The sequence below is a fragment of the Methanolobus bombayensis genome, assembly GCF_017873415.1.
Taxonomy (GTDB): Archaea; Halobacteriota; Methanosarcinia; order Methanosarcinales; family Methanosarcinaceae; genus Methanolobus; species Methanolobus bombayensis.
Map to the genome: position 1 here is coordinate 358,559 of NZ_JAGGKD010000001.1, position 23,960 is coordinate 382,518.

Below are 23,960 nucleotides of genomic sequence, written 5' to 3' on the forward strand. Positions count from 1 at the left end.
AAGGGTAAAGTTGGATTTTTAGTAGTACAAAAAAAGACTGTATAATTAATATTTGAATGAGGGACTTATGACTAAAATTAGGATTGAAAAAAGCTATATTGGTATAGGTAGTCCATGTTTTATCATTGCAGAGGCTGGTGTAAATCACAATGGTGACATTGAGTTAGCAAAAAAATTAGTCGATGCTGCAAGCGATGCTGGTGCAGATGCTGTTAAGTTTCAGACTTTTATTGCAGAAGAACTTGTAACTAAAAATGCACCAAAGGCTGAATATCAGTTAGATAATACTGACAGCTCAGAATCTCAGTTTGAAATGATAAAAAAACTGGAGTTATCAAAAGAAGGTCATAATGAATTAATTGAATATTGTAACAAGAAAAACATTATTTTTTTATCAACTCCTTTTGACAACAAAAGTGCTGATCTTCTTGAAGAACTAGAAGTTCCTCTTATAAAAATAGGTTCTGGAGAAGTTACAAACCACCCATTTTTAGAATATCTCTCTAAAAAAGGTCTTCCGATAATTCTTTCTACTGGTATGTCTACCCTTGAAGAGGTACGTGAGGCAGTGTCTGTAATAAAAAAGAACTGTAATAATCTGATTCTGCTTCATTGCGTGTCCAACTATCCGGCACGCATAGAAGATTCTAATTTGATGGCCATGAAGACAATGGAAAAAGAATTTGATATCCCTGTTGGATATTCTGATCATACTCCCGGTATCTATGTTCCTCTTGCAGCCGTAGCCATGGGGGCACCGGTCATCGAAAAGCATTTTACCCTCGATAAAAGCCTTCCTGGTCCTGATCATCTTGCATCCCTTGAACCTTTTGAATTAAAGGAAATGGTCAAAGCTATAAGAATTGTAGAGAAAGCACATGGCTCCGGCGATAAAATGCCTGTGGATTCTGAGCTGGAAGTAAGGGATGTAGCAAGAAAAAGCATTGTTGCAAAGAATCCTATTCAGAAAAATACTGTGATAAAGGAAGATATGCTTTTATTTAAAAGACCAGGTATAGGTATACCTCCAAAGGACCTTATGCAAGTAGTGGGAAAAGTTGCTAAAGAAAATATCCATGCTGATGAGATGATATTGTTTGAGAAACTTGAATAAGAATGATTATCCTAGGATTGTTTATGCAGGTGACAGAGATATTAGTCAGTGGGTGCTTGAATTTATTCTTGAAAATGGTGTCAAACCCATTGCATTAATGGTTTCAGATAAGAACAAAGCAACTCATGATAAGGATCTTCTGGAGTTATGTGATTACCTTGAAAGTCAAAATGTACTGGAAGGGAGCAAGTTCAGAACAGGAGAGAGTATACAAAAACTCAAGGAGTTAGAACCCGATTATATTATTTGTGTACATTTTCCGTATGTTGTGCCAAAAGAGGTACTGGAAATCCCAAAATATGGTGTACTAAACCTACATCCTGCATATCTTCCTTATAACCGTGGTTGGAATACACCTACATGGGCCATATATGATGGTACTCCTTATGGTGCAACATTACATTTCATGAATGAAGGAATGGATGCAGGAGATATAATTCACCAAAAAGGGATAGAAATAATGCCTGATGATACAGCAGATTCCTTATATCAAAAAGTTAAAATGACAGAATTTGAATTATTTAAAGAAAGCTGGGAATCATTAGTTCATAACACTTATACTCTCAAAAAACAGGATTTAAACAAGGGAACTATATATAAAAAAGCAGATATTGAATCTATACAATTTATTGATCTAAGTGAAAATGTTAATACAGGTGATCTTATAAGGCTTTTCAGGGCTCTGACGACCAGCAACATTAAAGAAAGTGCTTATTTTGAAGTTGATGGCAAGAGATACCGTATTCAGATACATATTGAAGAGGATAGATGATATAATGGAAAGAAAAATATGTGTTATTACCGGAACACGTGCAGAATATGGTTTATTATATCCGGTTATAAAGGCTATAAAATATCATCCAAAACTCAATCTTTCGATAATTGCTACTGGAATGCATCTTTCTCATGCGCATGGTTATACCATCAAGGATATAGAAAAGGACGGGTTCGATATAGATGTTGCTGTTGATATGCTTTTGAGCAATGATTCTGGGGCATCCATGGCAAAGTCATTGGGTATCGGTATAATAAGTATAACTCAGGCGCTGGAACAAATCAAACCAGATATTGTTCTGGTTCTAGGTGACAGGGGTGAACCATTTGCAGCTACCATAGCATCATCACATATGAATATCCCTGTTGCACACATCCACGGCGGTGACTTCACTACCGGAGGATGTATAGATGAGAGTATACGTCATTCAATGACCAAGTTTTCCCATATTCATTTTCCTGTTACAGAAGAAAGTGCGGAAAGGATCAGAAAACTCGGTGAGGAAGAATGGAGAATTAATGTAGTTGGTGCTCCAGGACTGGATACGATCTTAAATACAGATTTGATTCCATTTGATATTCTCGCAGAAAAATTTTCAATAAAAAGAAATGAACCTTTGTTGCTTGTAATACAGCATCCTGTAACTACTCAACCCGAAAAAGCAGGGCCGGAAATAAGAATTACCCTTGAAGCCCTTTCTGAACTTAATATCCAGACCATATTGATTTATCCTAATTCGGATTCAGGTGGGAGGACAATAATTGAGGTAATCCAAGAATATGAGCACAAGGATTTTTTACATACTTTCAAGAACATACCTCGCAGGGAATTCATAAGTTTAATGAATATTGCAAGTGTTCTGATTGGTAATTCCAGTAGTGGAATGATCGAGTCTTCTTCATTCAAGTTACCTGTTGTTAATATTGGGATCAGGCAGGAAGGAAGACAGCGTTCTAATAATGTTATTGATGTACCAAATGATAAGGAAAAGATTCTGAGGGCTATTAATAAAGCATTATTTGATGAAAAATTCAAACAGGAAGTAAACAAATGCAAAAACCCATATGGTGATGGAAAGTCTGGTGTTAGGATTGCAGATGCTCTTGCAACGATAAGGCTTGACCAGCAATTGTTACAAAAGAAAAACACATATTGAGTTTTATAGAGCACTTATAAAGGAGTAATGATTTTGAACTGGAAAATTCCTCTTTTTAAAATATTCTGGGATGAATCTGATATTGAAAATGTTAGCAATTCAATAAAGTCTGGTATGTCCTGGGCAGAAGGTCCGGATATTCAGGAATTTGAAAGACTGATAGCAGATTTTATTAGTACTAAGTATTGTGTGACATTTAATTCTGGTACATCTGCTCAACATGCTTCAATGTTAGCTTACGGTATTTCTAAAGGTGATGAAGTAATTGTTCCTTCATTTACTTTCATCTCTACCGCCAATACTCCTCTTTTTGTTGGTGCAAAGCCCGTTTTTGCTGATATTGAAGAACAAACATTAGGGCTAAATCCTGATTCAGTACTTGAAAAAATAACACCTAGGACGAAAGCTATTATGCCAATTCATTATGGTGGCTGTCCATGTATGATAAGGGAACTTAAGGAAATAGCCGATGACTATAATTTAATCTTAATAGAGGATGCAGCTGAGGCATTTGGTGCATCTGTTAAAGGTAAAAAAGTAGGGACATTTGGTGATTCCACAATGTTGAGCTTTTGCCAGAACAAGGTAATAACAACAGGAGAAGGTGGTGCAATGGTAACTGATTCCGATGAGATATATAGAAAATTGAAATTGGTTCGTTCACATGGAAGGGCAGATAATTCGCAATATTTTTCTTCTACTATATCTATGGACTATGTAACTCTGGGGTATAACTTCAGGATGTCAAGTCTTACAGCTTCTCTTGGGATTGCACAAATGAAAAAAGTGGATGCTATAATTAAAATGAGGCAGGACAACTCCTCTTACTTGAACTCACGTTTGAAGAAAGAAGTGGCTGAACATATTTATTTCCCAAACATGCCAGAAGGTCACGTCAATGTATATCAACTTTATACTGTTATTGCAAATGACAGGGATGGGTTGCAGGAACATCTAGCTAATAAGGGGATAATGTCTAAAGTATATTTTTCACCTGTACACCGGTCTCACTTTTACAGAAATGTATTAAAGTATGAGTGTGATTTGCCTGTTACGGATAAAATTGCAGATAATGTTCTTACTTTGCCCATGTACCCTGACCTGAAGCTAGATGAAATGGATTATTTGATTGATGAGATTACAAACTATTATGAGGGAAATTGAAATGGGTTATGATAATTTTTTTAAGGAGAAATCAATCCTGGTAACCGGAGGGGCAGGGTCAATTGGCAGTGTATTGGTAAGGAAATTGCTTGAATTCGATCCTGAAGTGGTTAGGGTCTTTGATAATAATGAGACTGAAATATTCAATCTCTACAATGAGCTAGGTTCAGACAGAATACGACCGTTGATAGGTGATGTCAGAGACAAAGAAAGGATATCAAGAGCTCTTGAGGGTATTGATATTCTATTTCATGCTTCAGCTTTAAAACATGTTCCTCTCTGTGAATATAACCCTCTTGATGCCGTAAAGACAAATATTCTTGGTACACAGAATGTGATGGACGCAGCACTTGATCATGAAATTGAAAAAGTGATCTTAATAAGTACGGACAAAGCAGCAAACCCTACTAATGTAATGGGAGCTACCAAGCTACTTGCTGAAAGGTTGACCGTTTCAATGAACTACTACAAGGGCAAGAGAAAAACATCATTTTCATGTGTTCGTTTTGGGAATGTCCTTAACACTCGTGGTTCAGTTATACCTCTTTTCAAAAATCAAATAATGAAAGGTGGTCCGGTAACTCTTACTGACCCTGATATGACTCGTTTTATGATGACAATCGAAAAAGCTGTTGACCTTGTATTCGAAGCAAGCAGGATATCTTCAGGAGGCGAAATATTTATTCTGAAAATGCCTGTGATCAATATCAGGGAATTGGCAGAGGTCATGATCGAAAAATTTGCTCCTGAATATGGCTACAACTTCGCAGATATAACTGTTGAGGACATAGGCAAAAGGCCTGGTGAAAAGCTGTATGAGGAATTAATGACCGAGCACGAGGCTGAAAATGCTTATGAGGATGATAGGATGTTTATTTTGCCAACAGAGAATATGGGTCTTGCAGAAAGTTTCCTGTTAAATATTCCCGAAGGATTTGTGAAAACCCAAAAAGCAGTGTATTCGTCTAATTCTAATGATTCTGATCGCTTAAGTAAAGAAGGAATCAAAGTACTATTGGATAAAATCTTTATTTGACGATGTGTTTCCAAGCGTATTTAATGGTGTAATATTGACCCAACGATTTTTAGCCATAGCTTCAAGATATAATCATGTTTCTACTCTTGATCCGGTAGTTAAAACCTTCAAAAAAAGGAGTAGGAGGATTATCTATTTGAATGTGTCCTCATTTTATGAAAGAGTAAACAGTAAATGCTCTAAAAGAAGTATAACTTCTGGGTCAGCAAGTTTATATCAAACCAGAATTATAGATAAAAGAACTCTATTAAAAGATAGACTGTTGGATATTTGTGTTCTCTTCTCTTCCTTGCTTTTGAGGATATATAGGCCTTCAACGATATTGGTCGTAAGTGAAAATACCCTCCCAGAGAAAATAGCTGTTTTGGCTTCTAACAAGTTGCATATACCTACTATAAGGATACAAGAAGGTGTATACGGCAAATCTTATGTTCCCGGTATCATAAAGGTCAATATGCTCGCTGTAATGGGTCCATTCTTTAAAAGCCTCCTTATTGATTGTGGTGTTTCATCAAATATGATCACTGTTACAGGACAACCCCGGTATGATTCCCTGTTCCAACGCAAAATGGAAAAAAGCTGTGTTTTTACAAAGCAGGAGTTAGATTTGCCTTCGGACAAAAAACTAGTATTGCTTGCAACACAACCTGTCAGTGATGATCAAAGGTGGGCCTTAATTTATTCAGTTTGCAATACTATTAGAGATAATTCTGAAATATTATTAATGATAAAACCCCATCCATCTGAATCAAATGACCTGCACGAAAAGGTGGTACATGAAACTCAGATACAAAATTATATGTTTTGTGAAAATATGGACATTATTGATTTGGTAAATGTTTGTGATGTTCTCATAACTATTCATTCCACTGTGGCTTTAGAAGCTATGTTTTTTGAAAAGCCAGTAATAACTGTTAATTATAGTGGGCAGGAAGATATAATGTCCTATGCTGAAGAAGGTGCAGCAATTGGTGTGTACTCTTTTAATGAATTAACTTTAGCTTTAGACAAGGCTCTACACGATGATTATTTGATTTCGCAGCTAAGGAAAAAACAAAAAGTATATTTGCATGATTATTTATATAGGATAGATGGTAAGGCATCAGAGAGAATAGTAACTATTGCGGAAACATTGGTGTATGATGAAAGGTGTATTTAATGGCTGAAAGTTCTAAAAACAATTCGGAATCCAGTATCAGTGATAAAATCTATAAGGTCAGAAAATGGGGTTTGATCCCAAGTCTTAAGTGGTATTATTATGTTCATTACAAGATAGGGAGTTTGCAGAAAATAAGAAAGACTGCAAATTTCCCTCTGAATATGATGATGGAGGTCACGAATCATTGCAATTTGAAATGTATTATGTGTCCGCGAGAGATTATGACTCGGAAAGAGGGTGTCATGGACCTAGAATTATTTAAGAAAGTAATAGATGACACAACAAAATTCAAAAAGCCTTATCTTTTGACCCTGCACTTTTCCGGAGAACCGCTTATAAATAAGAAATTACCAGAAATGATAAGATACGCAAAAGATAAAGGTGTCCCAATAGTCAAGTTCAATTCGAATGCTATGCTTCTTGATGAAAAGATGTCTGAACAGATTCTTGGATCCGGACTGGATATTCTGACAATTGCAATTGAATCGACAAAAGACATTCATGATAAGTTCAGGGTTGGTTCCGATTTTGAGCAGGTCACAAGAAATGTTCAGAATATTGTTGAAATGAAAAAGAAAAAAGGATTAAAGAAACCTTCTATCAGGGTCCAAATGCTAACTTCCAAGGATACTGATGAAAAGGATATACAGGCTGGAATTGATTTGTGGGAGCCAATTGTTGATTATGTGAAGATTGAGTCGATTTCAACGGCTGGAGGACAAATTGAGGATTTCGGCTCAACAAGATCACAGAAAAAGTTATGCAAGGAGATATGGACCAACATGGTTATTCTGTGGAATGGGGATGTGACCGTTTGTTGTGTTGACCATAACGCTGCCCTTAAAGTCGGGAATGTAAATGAGAGCTCCATTGAAGAGATATGGAATGGTGAAAAATACCAAAGACTTCGTGACCTTCACAGAAAAGGAGATCTTGACAAAATACCTTTGTGTGATAGTTGTCTGAATGCAAATCATGGATAAGGTCTCTATTGTGGCTGATAAGAACAATGTCAGGATACTGCTGACCACATATTCATGTAACTAATGGATGATCTCAAAATTAGCTATCTTTAGAGTACAAAGTCACTCCAATTGACAAGAACGGAAATGATGATATTTTCATTTTGATCGTCGACTCTTTACTGAATCATATGCTCACAGATAGGTTCCATTTGTAAGGAAAATGGGGTAAAGGATTGAAGGAATAAATTTAGTGCATTCTTTGGAAGAAACTGGAAAAAGACCGCCACGATCAAATAGCATTTGAAGTATTGTGGTCTAAAAGCGACTCAATGGATACCAACAGCTTTAAAGTCTTGATGTTTTAATTGAAAGCAAATGCAAAAGAAAGAACGGATCATTCTGGATGCTTCTCACTATTCTGCAGTCCGGCTGGTTACAAGAATCCTACTTATCTTACGAGGAATAATTGTAGCTAGATTACTTGGTCCATCTCTTTTTGGTATTTGGAACATACTGCTAGTATTTCTAAGCTATAGTCAGCATTCCCATCTGGGCTTACGTGAAGCAATGCTTAAGGAAATACCATTCTACAAAGGTAGGATGGAGCCGGAAAGGTCCGAACTGGTTAAAAACACTGTTTATTATGAGATGATTTTTATATCCCTTGCAATTAGTGCAAGTCTTCTCTTAGCATCGTTCTTATTGCCTGATACTTATTCTTCAGTATTTATCACTGGTTTAAGGTTAATTGCGCTGGTAGTTATATTACAACAACTTTACTCTTTTTACTTAGGTCTGTTAGCTGCAAATAGTAATTTTATAGTAATAGGAAAAATAACATTGATTTTCACATTTTTGAGTGTTATTACAATATATCCACTCATTTTGATGTATGAATTGAACGGAGCTATTTTTTCAATAACTATCAGTTATGTTATTGCCCTGATACTTATCAGGAAAACAAAAAGATATATTTTTCATATGAATATTAGGTTCGATGAAATTGTAAGACTTTTAAAAGTTGGTTTCCCTCTATTATTAATATCTTTTATGTATGAGTTGCTTGGAAGTATTGATAAATTGATGATTGCAGGTCTTATCAATGAAACAGAATTAGGATATTATAGTATTGGGGTTGTTATCGCAAATTTGATATTTTATGTCCCATCAGTTATAGGGTCAGTTATATTTCCAAGTATGATGGAAATACGCGGAGCAACTGATAAGCTAAACCATTTAAAAAATTATATAATAGAACCCACATTTGCTCTTTCTTACTTAATGCCTCTTATCATTGGGGTGACGTACCTGATGTTCCCTTTATTTATCAAAGGTATTTTGCCTGAATATATTCCGGGGGTCAATGCAGCAAAGATCTTAGTCGTACTTATGTTTTTTATGTCTCTGAGCACAATATCAAATAAATTTGCAATAGCAATTGACAAGCAATCCAGTCTTTTTATGCTTCAGATATTTGCCCTTTTTTTGAATGTAGCTCTAAATTATACTTTTATTATGATAGGATGGGGGATAGAAGGCGTTTCTTTAGGAACGGGTATTACGTATATTGTTTATGGAAGCATGGTCATAACATACTCCACATCCAAGGTATATAGTAGGCTCACTGATCAGCTCAAGTTCTTTGCAAAAATTTATCTTCCATTTTTTTATCTTGCTATCTTGCTTTTCTTGATAGAGTATGTTCTTTTAGCAGAAAAAGTAGATATAATTTCAACGATAAGTAAAACAATATTATTTGTACTGTTTAATATCCCTCTGTTCATATACCTAAATAGAAAAACCAATGTTGTACACAGTTTTATTCGAATATTAAAATCAATAAAATGGAACAAACAAAGAAATACTTAGTAATAACTAAAAGTTAATTCTATTGATTCAAGTGGATCTACTAATGGTCATTCCTGAAGCAAGCATCTCCAACTACACTATATGAATAATTGTTACCAAATTCAAGATTTGGATGAACCTTTACATGATATCAGCATGTTAATAAATTGTTTAAACAATACCACAAAAATAATAAACCAAAGTCTTTGAAATGTATAAAGGTTATGGTTCAGAATTAATAATATAAGAACAATATCAATCGATACTATGATTCCTCTATAAAAAGCAAAGTGCCATAGAAAATTGGAACAAGAACTCTGAAAAGCAGTTCACTACTATAGAAACTTTGTCAAGAGAAGATATGAGAAAGAAGCAAAGGCTAAAAAATACTATAATCTACCAAAGAAGTTTGATAGTAGCTATTAGTGCACAACAGTAACAAGAATATATCCATCTCTTAATGCCATTATATTATATAATTTGAATCTAATGTAGTATCACACTCAATGGAGTACATATGAATCTCCCAATTGCCCTCACTTTAAGCGTATCTGCCATCCCTATTACAGTCTATTTCATTTACATAATTGCATCTTTTATCTCAAAACCACCTTTTACAGAAACTCTAAAGTCCTTACCTAATGTCAGCATTGTAATCCCTGCCTACAACGAAGAACTTGTCATTGAAGAACGTCTCAAAAACCTTGCAGAATCATATCCAAAAGATAAGATGGAAATCATAGTTTCAAACGACGGTTCAAATGATTCTACGAAAGACATAGCAAAAAAAGCACTTGATGATTATGCACTAAATGGAAAAGTTATCACGCATGAAAGAAGTGGTGTAAACAAAGCTATAAACAGGGGCATAGAGCAATCATTTAATGAAATAGTAGTTATAACAGGTGCAGATGGTCTTTTCGATGAGAATACCATCCCTGATCTTATGGCGGTACTCACAAGTAGCGATGACATTGGTGCTGTTTCAGGTGACATGATAACCTATTCAGAAGGTGATACACTGTTCTCCAAGTCCGAAAGTGCCTATCGCTCCATCTATGGAAGGATATGTACATGGGAAAGCAATCTTCATTCCACATATTGTTTTAACGGAGCAGTAGTTGCTTTCAAGAAAAAGGCTGCTTCCTCACTTAATACTCGCAGAGGTGCCGATGATGCCAGTATGGCATTGTCTGTTATACGTAATGGGTATAAATGTAAATATGTTCCATCCGCAAAGTTTTATGAACTCGTTCCTCATGAATTCAGTGAACAACGTCGTCAGAAAATCCGCAGGGCTACAAGATTACTTGAGGCCACGATTTTTAACAATGATGTTTTTTCTCCAAAATATGGTAAATTTGGTATGATAATTTATCCATTGAGATTTTTGATGTTTGCTGTAGTTCCGACAACATTTTTCCTGTCGTTGATATTGTGGACTCTAGTACTTGCTTCAATGAACTTGATCTATGGTTTCGCTTTCATAGTTTTCATTGTATTTCTTGTCCTGATGGGCAATATTCATACTAATATTGTCTCATCCTTTATTATCTATCAAGGATACCTACTGATAGGCTTGTTCAATATGTTGAGAGATGTGCACATATGGGAGCCCAATAAAAGAACTAAAATATAAAGTGAATATTGTTTTTCTGTATGGTAGTATTTTTATATCTTCCTGATAATAGTATTTCCAATGTCACAAGTCGCTGTCCGGAAAACCACACCATCTACTGTAATAGAGGACTACAGTAAACTGATGCGTAGCATTGATTATCAGCAATATCTTCCAAAGGATAAAAAAACAATTATCAAACTTAATTTGTCTTGGTCGCTTTATTTCCCTGCCTGTTCCACAGAACCCTGGCAGCTTGAAGCAATACTAAAAACAATGAGAGAAGATGGCTATGAAGATATTGTAGCCATGGAAAACAAAACAGTAGTTACCAACCCAATGAAAGGAGCCAGACAGAATAAGTGGATTCCTATTCTTGAAAAGTATGATGTTGATTTTGTTCCATTGACTGATGTGGAATGGGTGGACTATAAACCTAAATCTGAAATGCTTGCAATGTATAAGGTTTTTCCAGATGGATTCAAAATACCAAAACCATTTATTGGAGCTAATGTTCTTCATTTGCCAACCCAGAAAACACACGGACATACAACCATGACCGGAGCACTCAAAAATGCCTTTGGTGGTCTTCTAAGGGAAAGAAGACACCATTCTCATAAATACATTCATGAGGTACTTGTTGACCTGTTATCCATACAGAAAGAAATTCACACAGGTATATTTGCAGTAATGGACGGAACAGTATGTGGTGACGGTGCAGGTCCAAGAACAATGATTCCCGAAATTAAAAATTATATTCTTGCAAGTGGTGATCAGGTTGCAATTGATGCAGTGAGCGCCAAGATGATGGGCTTTGATCCATTGTCAATTGATCAGATACGGCTTGCAGACGGGAAAAGTCTGGGTGTAGGTGATGTCAGCAACATAGAAGTAGTTGGTGAAGACATTAGTAATGTCAATTATCATTTCAGCACCGGTGAAAGTCTCGTAATTCAGGGGGATAAATTGTTCAGAAAAGGCCCTCTAAGTTTTGTAGAGCCCATACTGTTTCACACTCCTCTTTTCAAAGTACCTATAATGGCTTCAGCAGGTTATCATGACTATTTCTGGTATCCACTTGTCGGAAAAAAACGTGTGAATGAATTTATGAAAACAGAATGGGGACAATTATTCAAGAAGTATGACTAAATCAGGAGATTATTATGTCATCTGATGCTTACCCGGAAAAAAACAAGGAAGAAACCAATTCTGTGGTTTCTGAAAAAAAAGGATTCATATCTCATATTTCAAATTCCTTCAGCTCAAAAATTGAATTACAGATAATATTCGCTATTACATGCTTGGCTGCAGTTTTAAGAATTTACCAGCTTGGGGCAGAATCCCTGTGGCTTGATGAAGTAACCACTTATTTAATATCCTCAAACACTCTTGCCGGAATTATTGAATCAACATCTGGCGATGTACATCCGCCACTCTACTACATTTTAGTTCACATTTTTCTTGTTGCAGGGAACTCAGAGTTTGCCTTGAGGTTCCCATCCATGCTGCTTGGGGTTTTCAGTGTTCCGGTTTTGTACTTGTTAGCAACCAGACTTTTCAGTCATAAAGAGGGACTCATTAGTTCATTCCTGCTTGCAATTTCACTGATGCATATTTATTATTCTCAGGAAGCAAGGATGTATTCAATGCTTATGTTTTTATCATTGTGTTCTATTTATTTCTTCTATCTTGCAGTTGAGGATAACAAAAAGATTTACTGGATCCTATTTTCATTGTTTACTGTATTGAATATTTATACTCACTATTTTGGTTTTTTTATTTTTCCAATAGAGATACTTTTTTATATGCTTACAGGTCTGTCTTTTTCCCGGGAGTCCAATATTAAATATCCGATTGCATTGAAGGATGCAGGACAATTCAGGATTTTTACAATAAATATTCTGACCATTGTTTTACTGATAATTCCTAGGATACAGGTTTTCCTCGAACAGGCTGCATCCAGGGTTGGAGGTGAAGTTACATGGGGAATTGGACCATCTTATTTAATTCCAATATTATTTTCACGTTTTACAACTTATTCCTCATCCCCCTCTCTTCTCTTCTTAATACTTTTTGTTGCAGGGGCAATTGCTGTTATATTGCAAAATAAAAGACAATCTCTGTTACTGGGAATGTGGTTTATTTTGCCTATCCTTGTAAGTTTTTACCTTTCTTCAGTTATGCCTTTCCAGCCAAGGTATCTGATTTTTATTTTGCCAGCATTTTTAATACTGGTTGCCCGTGGTATTGTTTCAATACCTCTATTGTTCATTTCAGAAACTCAGCATTCCGGAAAAAAGAAAAAGGAAATGAAAAAAGAATCTGTGAATAAGCAAATAATTTTAACAATTTTGATTGTACTTTCCCTAGTGCTTACTTCAGCTGGTTCTTTAGCTGATTATTATTCAACAGCACAGAAAAATGACTGGAAGGAGGTATCAAGAGTAATTGAATCCAATACCCAGCAAGGAGATGTAGTTGTTGCTCTTCCTTCTTATATATCAAAGCCTTTAAAGCATTATTATGATAACTCCAGTGATGGCACATATGTAAAAACTACTGGATACACTCATGAAGAGTTGGATTCAATTGTTTCACAAACTGCTCCGAATAAATTATTTTTTGTACTGACTGGTGATATAAATGCCGCAAATCCAGAGGGAACAGCAATATCTTGGCTGCAGTCCGATGCCCATGTTATATCTGTAGTTGGGGGAGTTTATATACTGACTCCAAATTCCTAACTAATCACCTTAAATATTATAATCGACTTACTAAATACTTTCCAAGTACCATCAGAGGATTACACACAAAATCTTAAAAATTTAAAAAAAATTGATTTTTAAAAGGATAAAGAGAGTTATGATATCAGCTTTATTCAGGACCATGCGTCCTAAACAGTGGTACAAAAATCTGGTTGTTTTTGTTGCAATTGTTTTTTCAGGTAATCTTGGAAACTTTGATGCATGGTCTGCTTCTTTGATTACATTTTTTGTATTCTGTCTCATTTCAAGCAGTGTTTACGTCATCAATGATATAGTAGACGCTGAAAAAGACAAACAGCATCCTGTCAAAAAAAATCGTCCGATTGCTTCCGGAGAATTGAAGAGAGGACATGCATTTATTTTTTCAATAATTTTACTTGTCATTTCACTGGGTATATCATTTAACTTTACGCCATCATTGAGCATAATTTCTGGAGCATACTTTGTATTATTTTTGCTCTATTCACTTGTACTAAAACAGATTGTAATAGTTGATGTACTGACCATATCCATAGGATTTGTGATGAGAGCTGCAGCTGGAGCCGTTGCAATAAGCGTTGTATTCTCCCCATGGCTTGTAATCTGCACATTCTTGGTGGCAATGTTTCTGGGACTTGGTAAAAGAAGGCATGAAATTTATTTACTTGGTGATAGCGCCACTGCTCATCGTAAGATACTGGATGATTATTCGACAATGATGCTGGAGCAAATGATTACCATAATAACTGCATCTTTGGTTGTCTCATATTCCCTGTACACTTTCTTTTCAGGCAGGTACTATATGATGCTTACAATTCCACTTGCTGTTTATGGTCTTTTCAGGTATCTCTTTTTGATCCATACTTCTGATTTTGGAGGAGAGCCTGAAATGTTGTTCAAAGATGCAGGAATGGTGGGTTGCATATTGATTTGGGTGATAATGGTACTTTTCATTCTCCATTTCACTCCTGTTTATTCTATATGAAAGAAGGGATGATTTTGAGAACACTAAAATTCGATTTGCATACTCATACAAATAATTCACCAAAATGTGGTTTCCTGACACCTGAAAAGCTGGTCAAAAAAGCTATTTCAAGGAGACTCGACGGCATAGCAGTAACTGATCATGATACCATAAAAGGTGCTCTTGAAGCCAGAAAATTTGAGACTGAAAATTTCAAGGTTATTGTGGGATGCGAGTTAATGACCACAAAAGGCGAAATAATAGGTTTGTTCTTGAATGAGGAAATAAAGTCAAGAGATCCCTTTGAAGCCATAAGTGAAATACATAAGCAAGGTGGTATTGTAGTAGTTCCTCACCCATTCGATAAATTTCGTTCATCAAGATTTAATAATGTGGACAGTATTGTGCATCTTTTAGATGGGATTGAAGTTTTGAATTCCAGATGCTTAAAGAATGAAAGTAATGAGGATGCAAGGAAATATGCGTTGAAGAAACAAAAAGACTATAATCTGGTAATGCTTGCAGGAAGCGATGCTCACTTTTCAAATGAAGTAGGACATGCATACAATGAAATAAATGTTGACAATGAGGCTTATGATAAAGATCCTATGCAGGCCCTTAAGGTATCAATCCTGGCCGGGAACGTGGATGTCTCTGGCAGAAAATCATCATTGATTAATCATGCAGGAACTAAATTGCTGAAATGGAAAAAACGCTATGTCAGTTATTGAAAAACTCAGGACAAAGATTCTGTTATCAGCTCTTTTTGCTGTAGTTGTATTTGCCCTTATTTCGATATATGCAGATCTTAACAAGATAACTGCTGAGCTAATTGCTTTTGAGTGGAAATACATTCCATTGATTCTTTTACTCACAGTTCTTAATTATCTCTTAAGATATTACAAGTGGGATTACTATCTCTCAATTCTGGATATCCATGTGAGCAAGATGGATAGTGCTATTGTCTTTTTCAGCGGGCTTACAATGTCTGTAACTCCCGGGAAACTTGGCGAAGTACTGAAATCCTATCTTCTTAAACAGTTGGATAATATCAGCATGAGCAGGACAGCTCCAATTGTTTTTGCTGAGCGCCTGACAGATGTGGTGGGTCTTATAATACTGGCATCTACCGGATCAGTTTTGTTTGATAATGGCAAAATCGTCCTTGTTATGATTCTTTCTTTCATTGCTATTATTCTGATCATAATTCAGTCCAGATCATTATCACACAGTCTCATAAAATTCGGGGAAAAAATGCCACTAGTTTCTGGTTTTGCACATCATTTATACGCCAGCTATGAAAGTGCTTATTCTTTGCTTGAAATGAAGCCATTTTTCATTTCAATTTTAATAAGTATACTATCCTGGTCATTCGAATGTATTGCCATGTGGTATGTGCTGAAAGGCTTTGGTATTGACACAAGTCTTGTTTTTGCAACTTTTGCTTTTGCCTTCTCTTCCATGGCAGGAGCCGTATCTATGCTTCCTGGTGGACTTGGTGTAGCAGAGGGGAGTATTGTGGGAATTCTCCAGAGTGCAGGTATTTCTAAAGCAATAGCGGCAGGTGCGGCTTTGTTGATAAGATTCGGAACCCTGTGGTTTGGGGTTTTTGTCGGGGCACTCACCCTTGCATTAAACAGGAAGAAGTTTGAAAACAGGGATGATGCTGATTTGCCAGAACTTGAATAGATATGAGTAAATATAAATTGCATTTACAGGCCTTAGTTTATTATTATAAGTATTACAGACCCTTATCTCAATTCTTAAGTACTATTACTCTAATCATACCCTCACATTCACCATCAATTTTCCATTCAAATTTCCAAAATGTGATTCCATGTCATATCAAATCATAGAGAAAAAAGAGATTGCACCCTCTGTGCATCTTATGAAAATCCAGGCATCTGACGTTGCCAGAGCCGCAAAGGCAGGACAATTCATTATTTTACGTATTGACGAGACCAGTGAAAGAGTACCTCTCACGATTGCAGATTTTGATCCAGAAGAAGGTACTGTCACCATAATCTTCCAGGAAATGGGCAAGACTACAAAACAGCTTGCTAAAATGAGTTCCTCTGATGGGCTTCAGGACTTTGTGGGTCCGCTGGGCACACCTGCAGATGTCAGGGAACTGGGTACTGTTATTCTTGTAGGTGGCGGCGTGGGTATTGCTCCTGTATACCCTCAGGTTAAGGCTTACCGTGAAGCTGGCAACAAGGTAATCTCCATTATCGGTGCAAGAAACGAAAGTCTCCTTATCCTTGAAGATGAAATGGAGGCTGCAAGTGACGAGTTCCACGTTGCAACAGATGATGGTTCAAAAGGTCATCATGGATTTGTAACCGATGTAGTCAAGGAAATCCTTGACAGTGGCGAGAAGGTTGCAAGGATCGTTGTAATCGGTCCTCCTATTCTGATGAAAGTGGCAGCAGGTATGACTGAGCCATATGGTGTTGAGACCATAGTAAGTCTGAACCCTATAATGATAGATGGAACCGGCATGTGTGGCGGATGCAGGGTCTCTGTTGGCGGCGAGACAAAATTCGCCTGTGTGGATGGTCCTGAATTTGATGCTCATAAAGTTGACTTTAATCTGCTCATGAACCGTCTTGCACTTTACAGGGATGAAGAATCAAAATGTCAGGAAAATCACGATCACAAATGCACCTGCAGAGGTGAAAACTGATGGTTGACAGACAGGCAATGCCATTACAGGACCCTGAAGAAAGAGCACATAATTTTGATGAGGTAGCACTGGGATACTCCGACGAGCAGGCACTTGCTGAGGCTTCAAGGTGCCTTGAGTGCAAGAATCCTAAATGTGTGGATGGGTGCCCTGTAAATATTGATATTCCGGGTTTTATTTCCTGTATAAAGGAAAGTGACTTTGACGGGGCAATTGAAACAATTAAACTTACAAATACTCTTCCTGCTGTGTGCGGACGTGTATGTCCTCAGGAAGTTCAGTGTGAGTTACACTGTGTGCTGGCAAAGAAGGGTGAACCTGTTGCCATAGGGAGACTTGAGCGCTTCTGTGCAGACTATGAAAGAAAGAAGGGTGTAACTCCTCCACAGCGTTCGGAATCAACAGGAAAGAAAATTGCTGTTATCGGTGCCGGGCCGGCAGGTCTTACAGCAGCAGCAGACCTTGCAAAAGCAGGTCATGCAGTTACAATATTCGAATCACTACACGACACTGGCGGTGTTCTTACTTACGGAATTCCTGAATTCAGGCTTCCAAAGGCAATTGTAAAAGAGGAAGTGGAATACATCAAACAGCTCGGTGTTGATGTGAAAGTTGATTATGTCATTGGTAAAATAAAGACTCTGGATGAACTAAGAACAGAGTTCGACGCTGTATTCCTTGGAACCGGTGCAGGACTGCCAAAGTTCATGGGTATTGAAGGTGAGAATCTCAATGGTGTTTATTCTGCAAATGAATTCCTCACAAGGGTTAACTTGATGAAGGCTTACCAGTTCCCAGACTACGATACTCCTATCAAAAGAGGAAAGAAGGTCGTTGTAGTTGGTGGTGGTAATGTTGCAATGGATGCTGCTCGCAGTGCACTTCGCCTTGGTGCCGATGAGGTAAGCATAGTCTACCGCCGTGGTGAGGAAGAGCTTCCAGCAAGGAGAGAAGAGGTTGAGAACGCAAAGGAAGAAGGTATTATCTTCAGGCTTCTTACCAACCCAACAAGGATTCTCGAAGGCGAGAACATGACTGTAAATGGTGTGGAATGTATCAACATGGAACTTGGTGAGCCTGATGAATCCGGGCGAAGAAGTCCTGTTCCGGTTGAAGGTTCAGAGCATGTGGTTGATGCAGATGTTGTTATCATTGCAATAGGTACATCACCTAATCCTATGATCTTCTCCGGCTCAGAAGGCCTTGAGACAAATTCAAAGGGAACAATTGTGGTTGATGAATCCGGCAGGACATCCATTGACAATGTTTATGCCGGTGGTGACGCCGTAACAGGCGCTGCAACAGTTATCAGTGCAATGGGTGCAGGTAAGATTGCTGCACAGGCAATAAACGAATATCTTTCTAAATAATTATTTCCGGCTTTGTCCGGATTCTCTTTCTATTTTCCCCCCGGACATCTTTTTAAGCTGGAGTACGCTAAATGGTATCAATGAAAAAAGGCAGTTCTTTTTCCGGCACATCTAAATCTAAGAGATATGCTAGGTCACATCTGAAGAGTGTGAATAATTCACCTGTTTCCAGAAGGGGTAAAAAGTCCGAAAACAGGATTTCAGGAAAAGATGCATCTCTAAAAAAGTCTCAGAAGAGATATGCCAGCAACGAAAAAGATTATATCTTCTGGTGCATGGAGTGCAATGTACCGCTTCTTGATGAAAAGTGTAATATCTGTGGAAAAGAAAGCAAAAGGATAGATCTTTCTCAGCCTGCAGATGTGAGGTTCTGTTCTCCGTATGAAAAAAGCGTTTTTCATGATATTCTTATGTCGACTTACGAATGCAATCCATTTACAGATCGCATAATTCTCCTGAACAAAATTCCTGGAGACGACAAAACCGATGAAGTTATAGTAGACAGTTTAACAGTGGGAATTCTTCGTTTTGATCTGCAGAAAATAGATTACACTTTTGAACCATCTGTTTCAGGTGCTCATATTCTTCTGAAACAAACGGAGCTGAAAACTTTTGTCCTGAAAAAAAATTCCAGGCATCTTAATGGTAAAAAAGTGAATTTTGATCTAGTTGAATCAATGTCTGATGATGTCAGAAAAGGAGATTTTGTTCTTATAAGATCAGGCAAGCTTACGGGTTATGGGATTGCACTTTGTGATGCTAAAGATGCCGATTCAATTGATGGTCCTGTCATCAGGGTCAGAAAAATTGATTCACAGCGTTCTTCGCTACTCTCAAATATTTCTACAATGGAAAACGTAATTGATGCAAACCTGCCATATATACGCAAGATTGGCAAGAATGCCATTAATACCATAAAGGGTATAGCGAACCAGAAAGAATACAAAAAACTGCCTGTAAATGTGTCTTTCAGTGGTGGCAAAGATAGTCTTGTTGTTCTTGACCTTACCTTAAGTGCCCTTAAAAACAGGAACGTTTCGGCATTTTTCCTTAACACGGGAATTGAATTCCCGGAAACCGTGGATTTTGTTCATGATTACTGCAGGGCCAATGCTATTGAATTAATTGAAAAAAAGGCAGTTTCTGATTTCTGGGACAATGTTGGCTCATTCGGTCCTCCTGCAAAAGATTTTCGCTGGTGCTGCAAAATATGCAAACTTGCACCTGCAAATGATGCCATAGAAGAGTGTCTTGCTAAGTCCCCAACGTGCATAACAGTGGATGGAAAAAGACGTTATGAGTCTTTTTCAAGGGCTAATGTTTCCACAAGTGAGAAAAATCCGTTTGTACCGGGTCAGCTCAACATTTTCCCCATAAAGGACTGGAAAGCAATAGAAGTCTGGCTCTACATCTACTGGAGAAAACTTGACTACAATCGTCTCTATGATCTTGGTTTTGAAAGAGTTGGGTGTTACTTGTGTCCGGCTGCACTTACAGCTGAATATCAGCGCCTTAAGGTTCTTCACCCTGAAATGTATGACAGATGGGAATCTTTCCTTTTGCAGTGGGCGGAAAAAAACGGTCTGTCTGAAAAGTACATAAAACATGGTCTCTGGAGGTGGAAGGAACTACCGCCTAAAATGCTACAACTTTGCAGAGACTTGGATATTTCAACTTCATCCAGCTCACAAGAGTCGGTTTTCAGTGTTGATATCAGTTCGGGAATTTCTCCATGCAAGGCGGGAGGCTATAGTATCGAAGCTTCTATCCATGGTTTTTCAATGGAAAAGACAAAGGGTGTCATGAACATAATAGGGGAAATGGTCTATTCAGAAGAGCTGGGGCTTCTCATGGTAAAAAATAAATTTGCAAACGTCAAGATATTTTCATCGGGAAGTCTTGTGGTAAATTCTGAAGACAAAGATACGGCAGAATCAGTTTTCAGGGAAGTTTCACGCCAGTTACTAAAGGCTCACAGGTGTACATGCTGTGGAATATGTGTAAAAACATGTCCTGTAAATGCAATTTCAATTGATGATGGACATGTTCGTGTTAGTGAGAAATGCATAAGATGTGGAAAGTGTACTGATTCTTGTGTTGTTCTCAGGTATGAAAACAAGCTACAATAAAATTTTCCGGAGATATCATACTTCATATTCAATTAACGATGTTGAATTTACAGGGAAGAATTATTAATAGCTATAATATTATATAAAATCAAAAGAATCTTAGAAGGGAAAAAATGGTTAATAACGAAAAGGATGGAATTTCGCGTATAATTGCTGCAAAATGGGAACTAGCTTCCTTTTTGGTTGTTCTGTTACTTTTCCTTCTGTTCTCATACATATTGTTTCCACTTGCAGACGGAATTGTACTTGGACTTGTATTTGCTTATATAGGCCGGCCTATATTCATGAAACTAAGGCGGTTTAGAAGACTCGGGGCACTTATAGCAACACTATGTATAGTAGTTCCTGTTGTATTTATTATTGGTTCGGGTATAGTTGAGATACTTCGTCAGATCGTATGGGTAGTTGAGAATCAGGCTTATGTATTAAACACAATCCTTGATCTTTTAAGATCCATAGACGTACCAGCCACATACAGCGATGATGTGCAGCAGCTTGTATGGGATGTTTCAACATCTATTTTGCCTTTGCTCGGTAGAATAGGAGTCATTTCTTATGCTCGTAATCTGGTGATGTTTGGAATTAATCTCTTCCTGGCAATATTCCTTTGTTATTTCCTATTGGCAGATGGGGATGGTCTTTACAGGGCAGTAATGAAGATTGTTCCTGAAAAACATGATTCTGCATTTGAAAGATTTGTAATGCATCTTGATGTGATATTACAGGGTATTTTTGTAGGCAATGCATCTGCAGCACTAATAGTCAGTGTCCTGTCTCTTATTGTGTTCTATGCATTTGGATTCACTCATGTGCTTGCGCTTGCAGCACTTATATTCGTTGCTTCTGTGATCCCCATGTTTGCCGGTTACATGGTTCTGCTTGTGCTATCTGTATATCGTTACCTTCAGCAAGGACTTGAAAGTGCGTCAGTGTTCTTTATTGTTGCATCGATCGTCATATATGCTCCACCGGAACTTGTATTACGTCCGTATCTTGCAAGCATAAAATCACAGATCCATCCATTCCTGATTCTCCTCGCATTCCTGGGTGGTGGTTTTGTAGGGGGTGTTGCAGGTTTCTTCCTGGCTCCAATAGTGCTTGGTGCTATTGTTGCTGCATATCGTGTATACATAAATGACAATACTGCGATATGCTCCCAGATGGACATATCACTCTGCAATGATGATGCTGAATCCAAATCCATCACAGAATAGGATTTCGATATTGGCTTGTATTTGTTTTTCTGTGATTTGAAAAAGGTTAATAAGGATTGGCCTAATTAGGTAGCAGAATCTCAAAGGTGAATTTATTATGCAGTTATTACTTATCCATTCTGATTATATTGAATATGAAGTGAAAAAGAGCACTCCTGTGGCTGAAGAGATTGAGGATTCCTTTAAACAGGGAAGACTTGAGGAAGCTCTTACAGCTTTCATCGCAGTTGAAAAGGTCGATGAGGCAAATGTCCAGGGAGCTATTTCCGAAGCTGTTGAAGAGATAAAGAATGTAGCTACACAGGTGAAAGCTGAGAGTATCATGGTATATCCGTATGCTCACCTGAGTTCTGATCTTTCTTCTCCAAAAGCAGGTGTTGCTGTTCTTAAAGGTATAGAAGCAGCACTTTCCGGAGATTTTATAGTTAAAAGAGCACCATTTGGTTGGTATAAGGCTTTCAAGATAAGTTGTAAAGGACACCCTCTTTCTGAGTTATCCCGTACTATTGTTCCGGATGAATCAACTGGTGAGGAATCCAGTGCCTGTGGCGAAGTTGTAAAGGAAGAAGTTGTCTCCGAGGCACTAAAAGCAGAAAGTACTGCAAAATCCTACTGGCACGTTCTGACACCAGATGGTGAATTGCACGATGCATCCACCTTTGATTTCAAAGGTCATGAAAATCTCGGAAAGTTCGTGGACTATGAGATATCCAAAGCAAGAGCTGTTGACAAAGCACCGCCACACGTTGAACTTATGCGAAGGCTGGAAATAGCTGACTATGAACCCGGGTCTGATTCCGGTAATATGCGTTACTATCCAAAAGGACGTCTTATGAAATCACTCCTTGAGAACTATGTACTCGAGGAAACTTCAAAGGTTGGTGCAATGGAGGTTGAGACTCCTCTGATGTACGATATGAATCACCCAACCCTGAAGAAATATCTTGACAGGTTCCCTGCACGCCAGTATTCAATTGAATCTGACAAGAGGCAGATGTTCCTTAGATTTGCCGCATGTTTCGGTCAATTCCTTATGAATCACGACATGACAATTTCTTACAAGAACCTGCCACTTAAAATGGTTGAAATGACCAGATACAGCTTCAGGAAGGAACAGCGTGGTGAACTTGTAGGTCTCAGACGTCTCAGGGCTTTCACAATGCCTGATATGCACAGTCTCTGTGGTGATATGGAGGGTGCAATAGATCAGTTCGGCCAGCAGTATAACATGTGCATCGATGTTCTTGATAAGATTGGAATCAAGGTTGATGACTTCGAGGTTGCTATCAGGTTTACCAGGGATTTCTATAATGAGAACAAGGATTTCATCACGCATCTTGCAAAGACTGTGAACAAGCCGGTACTTGTTGAGATGTGGGATACCCGTTTCTTCTATTTTGTACTTAAGTTCGAGTTCAACTTCGTTGATGCTCTTGCAAAGGCAAGTGCACTCTCAACAGTACAGATCGATGTTGAGAATGCTGAAAGATATGACATTAATTATATTGACTCTGATGGAAGTGCCAACAGGCCGGTTATTCTACACTGCTCACCAAGCGGTGCAATAGAGCGCTGTATATATGGTCTTCTTGAGAAAGAAGCTATGAAGGCTGAAAAAGGAGGAGTTCCGATTCTTCCGCTCTGGCTCTCTCCGACCCAGGTAAGGATAATCCCTATAGGTGACAAACATATGGATTATGCCATGCAGATTGCTGACAAACTCAACTGTCGTGTAGACATTGATGACAGGGAAGATACAGTTGGCAAGAAGATACGTGAGGCAGGTCGTGAATGGGTACCATATGTAGTGGTTGTCGGTGACAGCGAGGTTGAAAGTGGCACCATCAATGTTACCATCCGTGCTGAATCTCAGCCAAAGAAGCCTGTGAAAGTTGAGATGTCCCCTGAAGAACTCAATTCTCGTGTTGCAGCAGAAATTGAAGGTATGCCTTACAAGGGACTTTGTCTTGCAAAGCTGCTTTCACAGAGGCCAAAATTCTTATAAGGTTGCCCTGCGA

19 protein-coding genes are annotated in these 23,960 nt (G+C 37.8%); all 19 read left to right on the forward strand.

Annotated features, from left to right (window positions below):
• Positions 1-67 precede the first annotated feature (67 nt).
• A complete protein-coding gene (gene neuB / locus J2746_RS01905) occupies positions 68-1,114 on the forward strand; it encodes an N-acetylneuraminate synthase (RefSeq protein WP_209615355.1) in 1,047 nt (348 codons plus the stop codon).
• Positions 1,107-1,886, forward strand: coding sequence for a methionyl-tRNA formyltransferase (locus J2746_RS01910; RefSeq protein ID WP_209615359.1), 780 nt, complete (start codon positions 1,107-1,109; stop codon positions 1,884-1,886). The genes neuB and J2746_RS01910 overlap by 8 nt, the downstream gene beginning before the upstream one ends.
• On the forward strand, positions 1,840-3,045 hold the full coding sequence (neuC, locus tag J2746_RS01915; RefSeq protein ID WP_245249923.1) for a UDP-N-acetylglucosamine 2-epimerase: 1,206 nt from the start codon (positions 1,840-1,842) through the stop codon (positions 3,043-3,045). Before J2746_RS01910 ends, neuC begins: the two co-directional genes overlap by 47 nt.
• A gap of 33 nt (positions 3,046-3,078) precedes the next feature.
• Positions 3,079-4,209 (forward strand): DegT/DnrJ/EryC1/StrS family aminotransferase, encoded by a 1,131-nt coding sequence (locus J2746_RS01920; protein ID WP_209615362.1) that lies wholly within the window; start codon positions 3,079-3,081, stop codon positions 4,207-4,209.
• Entirely contained in the window at positions 4,196-5,245 is a 1,050-nt protein-coding gene (locus J2746_RS01925) for a UDP-N-acetylglucosamine 4,6-dehydratase family protein (protein ID WP_245249924.1), read from the forward strand. The genes J2746_RS01920 and J2746_RS01925 overlap by 14 nt, the downstream gene beginning before the upstream one ends.
• A 34-nt stretch (positions 5,246-5,279) precedes the next feature.
• Positions 5,280-6,404: a glycosyltransferase family 52 gene (locus J2746_RS01930; RefSeq protein WP_209615365.1), complete on the forward strand. Its 1,125-nt coding sequence runs from the start codon at positions 5,280-5,282 to the stop codon at positions 6,402-6,404.
• Positions 6,405-6,571: 167 nt separating this feature from the next.
• On the forward strand, positions 6,572-7,387 hold the full coding sequence (locus tag J2746_RS01935; protein ID WP_280921208.1) for a radical SAM/SPASM domain-containing protein: 816 nt from the start codon (positions 6,572-6,574) through the stop codon (positions 7,385-7,387).
• 357 nt (positions 7,388-7,744) lie between these two features.
• Complete coding sequence (locus J2746_RS01940) at positions 7,745-9,238, forward strand: oligosaccharide flippase family protein (protein ID WP_209615370.1); 1,494 nt, start codon at positions 7,745-7,747, stop codon at positions 9,236-9,238.
• Between the two features lie 496 nt (positions 9,239-9,734).
• Positions 9,735-10,856: a glycosyltransferase gene (locus J2746_RS01945; protein ID WP_209615373.1), complete on the forward strand. Its 1,122-nt coding sequence runs from the start codon at positions 9,735-9,737 to the stop codon at positions 10,854-10,856.
• A gap of 60 nt (positions 10,857-10,916) precedes the next feature.
• Positions 10,917-11,984, forward strand: coding sequence for a DUF362 domain-containing protein (locus J2746_RS01950; protein WP_209615375.1), 1,068 nt, complete (start codon positions 10,917-10,919; stop codon positions 11,982-11,984).
• 14 nt (positions 11,985-11,998) lie between these two features.
• Positions 11,999-13,579: a glycosyltransferase family 39 protein gene (locus J2746_RS01955; protein ID WP_209615378.1), complete on the forward strand. Its 1,581-nt coding sequence runs from the start codon at positions 11,999-12,001 to the stop codon at positions 13,577-13,579.
• 118 nt (positions 13,580-13,697) lie between these two features.
• Positions 13,698-14,564, forward strand: a complete 867-nt coding sequence (locus tag J2746_RS01960; protein WP_209615381.1) for a decaprenyl-phosphate phosphoribosyltransferase — start codon at positions 13,698-13,700, stop codon at positions 14,562-14,564.
• A gap of 14 nt (positions 14,565-14,578) precedes the next feature.
• Positions 14,579-15,274 (forward strand): PHP domain-containing protein, encoded by a 696-nt coding sequence (locus J2746_RS01965; RefSeq protein ID WP_245249926.1) that lies wholly within the window; start codon positions 14,579-14,581, stop codon positions 15,272-15,274.
• Positions 15,261-16,232, forward strand: coding sequence for a lysylphosphatidylglycerol synthase transmembrane domain-containing protein (locus tag J2746_RS01970; RefSeq protein ID WP_209615382.1), 972 nt, complete (start codon positions 15,261-15,263; stop codon positions 16,230-16,232). Before J2746_RS01965 ends, J2746_RS01970 begins: the two co-directional genes overlap by 14 nt.
• A gap of 148 nt (positions 16,233-16,380) precedes the next feature.
• Positions 16,381-17,229, forward strand: coding sequence for a sulfide/dihydroorotate dehydrogenase-like FAD/NAD-binding protein (locus J2746_RS01975; RefSeq protein ID WP_209615385.1), 849 nt, complete (start codon positions 16,381-16,383; stop codon positions 17,227-17,229).
• The gene (gene gltA, locus J2746_RS01980; RefSeq protein WP_209615389.1) at positions 17,229-18,599 is read left to right on the forward strand and encodes an NADPH-dependent glutamate synthase; all 1,371 of its coding nucleotides are present in this window, start codon (positions 17,229-17,231) and stop codon (positions 18,597-18,599) included. Before J2746_RS01975 ends, gltA begins: the two co-directional genes overlap by 1 nt.
• Positions 18,600-18,670: 71 nt before the next feature.
• The gene (locus J2746_RS01985) at positions 18,671-20,728 is read left to right on the forward strand and encodes a phosphoadenosine phosphosulfate reductase domain-containing protein (protein ID WP_209615392.1); all 2,058 of its coding nucleotides are present in this window, start codon (positions 18,671-18,673) and stop codon (positions 20,726-20,728) included.
• A 113-nt stretch (positions 20,729-20,841) separates the two neighbouring features.
• Positions 20,842-21,942: an AI-2E family transporter gene (locus tag J2746_RS01990; RefSeq protein ID WP_209615395.1), complete on the forward strand. Its 1,101-nt coding sequence runs from the start codon at positions 20,842-20,844 to the stop codon at positions 21,940-21,942.
• A gap of 97 nt (positions 21,943-22,039) precedes the next feature.
• A complete protein-coding gene (locus tag J2746_RS01995) occupies positions 22,040-23,947 on the forward strand; it encodes a threonine--tRNA ligase (protein WP_209615398.1) in 1,908 nt (635 codons plus the stop codon).
• The last annotated feature ends 13 nt before the right edge of the window (positions 23,948-23,960 follow it).

What these genes read in the sequence shown, in the direction of transcription:
- neuB (WP_209615355.1), top strand. Translation starts at nt 68, where the DNA reads ATGACTAAAATTAGGATTGAAAAAAGCTATATTGGTATAGGTAGTCCA.
- J2746_RS01990 (WP_209615395.1), top strand. Translation starts at nt 20,842, where the DNA reads ATGGTTAATAACGAAAAGGATGGAATTTCGCGTATAATTGCTGCAAAA.
- gltA (WP_209615389.1), top strand. Translation starts at nt 17,229, where the DNA reads ATGGTTGACAGACAGGCAATGCCATTACAGGACCCTGAAGAAAGAGCA.
- J2746_RS01945 (WP_209615373.1), top strand. Translation starts at nt 9,735, where the DNA reads ATGAATCTCCCAATTGCCCTCACTTTAAGCGTATCTGCCATCCCTATT.
- J2746_RS01935 (WP_280921208.1), top strand. Translation starts at nt 6,572, where the DNA reads ATGGAGGTCACGAATCATTGCAATTTGAAATGTATTATGTGTCCGCGA.
- J2746_RS01960 (WP_209615381.1), top strand. Translation starts at nt 13,698, where the DNA reads ATGATATCAGCTTTATTCAGGACCATGCGTCCTAAACAGTGGTACAAA.
- J2746_RS01940 (WP_209615370.1), top strand. Translation starts at nt 7,745, where the DNA reads ATGCAAAAGAAAGAACGGATCATTCTGGATGCTTCTCACTATTCTGCA.
- J2746_RS01975 (WP_209615385.1), top strand. Translation starts at nt 16,381, where the DNA reads ATGTCATATCAAATCATAGAGAAAAAAGAGATTGCACCCTCTGTGCAT.
- J2746_RS01955 (WP_209615378.1), top strand. Translation starts at nt 11,999, where the DNA reads ATGTCATCTGATGCTTACCCGGAAAAAAACAAGGAAGAAACCAATTCT.
- J2746_RS01985 (WP_209615392.1), top strand. Translation starts at nt 18,671, where the DNA reads ATGGTATCAATGAAAAAAGGCAGTTCTTTTTCCGGCACATCTAAATCT.
- J2746_RS01925 (WP_245249924.1), top strand. Translation starts at nt 4,196, where the DNA reads ATGAGGGAAATTGAAATGGGTTATGATAATTTTTTTAAGGAGAAATCA.
- J2746_RS01970 (WP_209615382.1), top strand. Translation starts at nt 15,261, where the DNA reads ATGTCAGTTATTGAAAAACTCAGGACAAAGATTCTGTTATCAGCTCTT.
- J2746_RS01995 (WP_209615398.1), top strand. Translation starts at nt 22,040, where the DNA reads ATGCAGTTATTACTTATCCATTCTGATTATATTGAATATGAAGTGAAA.
- J2746_RS01950 (WP_209615375.1), top strand. Translation starts at nt 10,917, where the DNA reads ATGTCACAAGTCGCTGTCCGGAAAACCACACCATCTACTGTAATAGAG.
- neuC (WP_245249923.1), top strand. Translation starts at nt 1,840, where the DNA reads ATGGCAAGAGATACCGTATTCAGATACATATTGAAGAGGATAGATGAT.